This window comes from Micropruina sp., from assembly GCF_027492755.1.
Taxonomy (GTDB): Bacteria; Actinomycetota; Actinomycetes; order Propionibacteriales; family Propionibacteriaceae; genus Micropruina.
The window spans coordinates 1-3,883 of the sequence record NZ_JAPUED010000157.1 but is presented as its reverse complement, the minus strand read 5'-3'; the positions used below and the strand labels follow the sequence as shown (position 1 = coordinate 3,883).

The following is a 3,883-nucleotide window of genomic DNA, read 5'->3' as shown; positions in this document are numbered from 1 at the left end:
CGGTGGTTGGGTGTGCCGGTTTCGACAAGCTCAACCAGGGGTGAGGAGGCGGTCGAGCTCTGCGATGGCGGCGGCGGTGCCGTCGACGCCTCGAGCGATCCGGGCCACCTCGGACGCGCGGGCGCGGTAGCTATCGCCGGCGACGGCGGTGAGCAGCTCAGCGAGCCGCTCGGGGGTGATCCGGTGCAGCGGGACCGCTTCGGGTCCGACGCCGAGCTCGGCCAGTCGGCGTCCGTGGTAGGGCTGGTCGAAGGCGGCCGGCACGCATACCGACGGCACGCCGGCCCGCAGCGCCGCGGCGGTGGTGCCGGCGCCGCCGTGGTGCACCGAGCCGGCCAGCAGCGGCAGCAGCGCGTCGTGCGGCACCGCCCCCACCGTGCACAACCACTCGTCCACCACGCCGAGCGGTCCGCCCGGCACCACCGGGGCGACGATCCGGCGTCCGGCCAGCCGGGCGGCCTTGCCGAGCAGCTCCAGCCACCGCACACCACCGGCGTCGTTGAAGCTGCCCAGCCCCACGTAGACCGGCCGCTCACCGGCCTCCAGGAACGACCGCAGCGGTTCGGACGGCGTCCACTCGGCGGGCGCGGGCCGGATCGCACCGGTCTGGACGCAGGTCGCCGGCCAGTCGGACGCCGGCGGGATCAGCACCGGGTCGGCGGCCAGCCAGATCGGGAAGCGGTCCGCCGCCGCAGCCAGCCCGGAGGCGCGATACCGGCGCAGTCCGGCACGTCGCCGGAACACCCGGCCGGTGTTCCGGGACAACCCCTGCACGGTGTGCCAGTACCAGTCCACGAACCGCCGCCGAGCCCACCGTGGACCTCGCAGCCGGTACCCCTCCAGCTGACTCGCCGGCGACAAAGTGGGCAGGATCGCGGTGTGCAGCACGGTCGCCATCCGGCAGCCGCGATCCTCGACCAGCGCGAGCGCGGCGTCCCGGGAGGCGACCCCGGTCACCACCAGCGAACCCGCCGCCACCTCGTCCAGGGCGGACGCCAGCGGTGCGGCGAGCCCGGCCAGCCAGCGGCCCAGCAGCACCGGCTGCGCCAGCGGCGTCCGATAGGCAAGGCGGCCCAGCCAGCTGCCGCCGAGCCGCGCCACCTCGTCCATCGCCGGCCCGATGCCCCGGAACGCCGCCCCGTGCGAGCGCACCAACGCCGCATAGTCGTCCACCGCGATCACCGTCGCGGGACGTCCCTGGGCCACCAGCACACCGGCCAGCACCGCCATCGGCTCGACGTCGCCTCGCGAACCGATCGCCAGGAACGTGACCGGCTGCGGGGTCACAGCAGCTGCATCGGGCTGATGATGTCGGCGATGATCAGCACCGCCCCGGTGAGCAGCAGGAAGGCGCCCACGACGTACGCGACGGGCAGCAGTTGGGCGGTGTCGAACGGTCCTGGGTCGTCCCGACCCAGCAACTTCGCGCCGGCCCGCCGGATCGCCTCCCACAGAGCGCCGGCGATGTGACCGCCGTCGAGTGGTGGCAGCGGGACGAAGTTGAACAGGGCCAGGAACAGGTTGACCGCGGCCAGCAGCGAACCGAACAGGACCAGCTTGTCGGTGCCATCGATAGCGCTACTCGCAGCGACCTCACCGGCCGCCCGGCTGGCGCCGACGATGCTCAGCGGCCCGTAGATGTCGCGCGGCTTGCCCTGGATCAGGTCGACCGCGACGTTGTAGACCTTGACCGGGAACTGCGCGATGGCCACCGCGCTCTGCTCGGTGAGCTGCCACATCTGCGCCACCACGTCCCCGGGGCCGCCCTTGACCAGCACCGAGGTGGGGGTGATGCCGAACCAGCCGGCCGGGATCCGCTTGCCCGGGTCGAGCTTGTCGGGCACACCGGTGACCACGGTGTGCACCGGGGTCAGCGGCGTCCGGACGCCGTCGCGCTCGACGACCAGCCGGGCCTCGCCGTCCAGGTTGGCCCGGATCAGGTCAGTCAGCTGCGGGTAGCTGCTGATCGCCACCCCGTTGAACTCGACTACACGGTCGCCGGCGCGGATGCCCGACTTGGCCGCGGGCGTGTCCGGTACCAGGCATTGGGCGGTGGGCTGGGTCTCGCGGATGATGCAGGACTGCACCTCGGCGACCACCGGCTGCGGCTGCCAGCTGCCGTGCAGGCCGAGGATCGACCAGAACAGCGCGAACGCGATCAGCAGGTTCATCACCGGACCGCCGGCCATCACGATCAGCTTCTGCCAGGTCTTCTTCTGGTAGAACAGCCGGTTGTTGGCGATGTCCTCGGGGGTGATCTCGTCCCATTCATAGGCGCGGGCAGAGTCGGCGAACCTGGCCAGTCGAGTGTCCCGACGTCCCGGACGCGCCGGCGGGTACATGCCCATCAGCCGCACGTAGCCGCCGAGCGGGATCCATTTGATGCCGTACTCGGTTTCGCCCCGCGTGGTCGACCACAGGGTCGGGCCGAAGCCGACGAAGTACTTGGGTACCCGGATGCCGAACGCTTTCGCCGGCACCATGTGACCGATCTCGTGCAGCGCGATCGACACCAGGATGCAGGCGAAGAAGAGCAGGGCGAAGACGACGATGAGCACTCCGGTCACGCTCCCGCGGCGATCAGTTCGGCGGCCCGGGCGCGGCCCCAGGCGTCGGCGGCCAGGACGGCGTCCACGCTCAGCACCGAATCGGCAGGGTTGCTGAGATGTTCGTCGACGACCGCGGTGACCGTGTCGACGATGGCGAGGAAGCCGATCCGTCCGTCGCAGAAGGCGTCGACGCAGATCTCGTTGGCGGCGTTGTAGACGGCGGGCGCGGTGCCGCCGGCGTGGCCGCAGCGGCGGGCCAGCTCGACGGCCGGGAAGGCCTCGTCGTCCAGCGGTTCGAAGCGCCAGTCGATGCCGCGGCTCCAGTCGAAGCCTCGGGTGACGCCGGGCAGCCGATCCGGCCAGTTCAGGGCGAGTGCGATCGGCAGCTTCATGTCGGGCGGCGAGCATTGCGCGATCGTCGATCCGTCGCAGAACTCCACCATCGAATGCACGTCGGAGGTGGGGTGCACCACCACCTGGATGGCGTCCAGGTCGACACCGTAGAGCAGCCCTGCCTCGAGCAACTCCAGGCCCTTGTTGATCAGGGTGGCCGAGTTGATGGTGATGATCCGGCCCATGTTCCAGGTCGGGTGGGCCAGCGCCTGCTCGGGGGTGACCTCGGTGAGTTCCGCGCGGGCCCGGCCGCGGAACGGTCCCCCGGACGCGGTCAGGATCAGTCGGCGGACCTCCTCGGCGCGTCCGGCCCGCAGTGCCTGGGCGAACGCTGAATGTTCGGAATCGACGGCGACGATCTGGCCGGGCGCGGCCGCGGCGGTGACCAACTCGCCGCCGATCACCAGGGATTCCTTGTTGGCCAACGCCAGGGTCGTGCCTGCGGCGAGCGCGGCCAGGGTCGGTTCCAGCCCGGCCGCTCCGGTGATCGCGTTGACCACCACGTCGCAGGGCAGCCCGGCGAGCCGCTGGGAGGCGTCCGGACCGGCCCAGACGGCGGTGGTCGAAGGGAGTCGTCCGTCGAGGGCTGCGGCGGCAGCCGGGGTCGGGACGGCGACCACGTCCGGGTGCCAGGTGTTCGCCTGGTCGACCAGCAGATCGAGGTTGCCGCCGCCGGCCGACAGTCCGACGACACGGAAGGCGTCGGGGTGGCCGGCGATCACCTCCAGGGTCTGGGTTCCGATCGATCCGGTACTACCCAGCAGGACGATGTCACGCACCGAGCCAGGCTACAGGCGACGGTGCACCGGCTATCCCCAAGCAAACGAGGGCCCATTGATGCGGATGAAGATGCAGGGTCAGGCTGCCTTTCCGCGTTCGCGACATGCTGCCGCGACCGACAGCACTGCGGTCCTGACCGCCGGCCAAAGCGTCTCCTCATC

The 3,883-nt window shown here is 71.3% G+C and carries 3 protein-coding genes; all 3 read right to left on the bottom strand.

Going from position 1 to position 3,883, the window contains the following annotated elements:
• Window positions 1-30: 30 nt before the first annotated feature.
• From Q0066_RS11065 to dxr, 3 genes are read right to left on the bottom strand one after another with little or no spacing between them, the layout of a single operon-like run.
• Window positions 31-1,287: a nucleotide disphospho-sugar-binding domain-containing protein gene (locus Q0066_RS11065; protein WP_298132868.1), complete on the bottom strand. Its 1,257-nt coding sequence runs from the start codon at window positions 1,285-1,287 to the stop codon at window positions 31-33.
• On the bottom strand, window positions 1,284-2,567 hold the full coding sequence (locus Q0066_RS11060) for a site-2 protease family protein (RefSeq protein ID WP_298132866.1): 1,284 nt from the start codon (window positions 2,565-2,567) through the stop codon (window positions 1,284-1,286). The genes Q0066_RS11065 and Q0066_RS11060 overlap by 4 nt, the downstream gene beginning before the upstream one ends.
• Entirely contained in the window at window positions 2,564-3,721 is a 1,158-nt protein-coding gene (dxr, locus tag Q0066_RS11055; protein ID WP_298132864.1) for a 1-deoxy-D-xylulose-5-phosphate reductoisomerase, read from the bottom strand. Before dxr ends, Q0066_RS11060 begins: the two co-directional genes overlap by 4 nt.
• Between the last annotated feature and the right edge of the window lie 162 nt (window positions 3,722-3,883).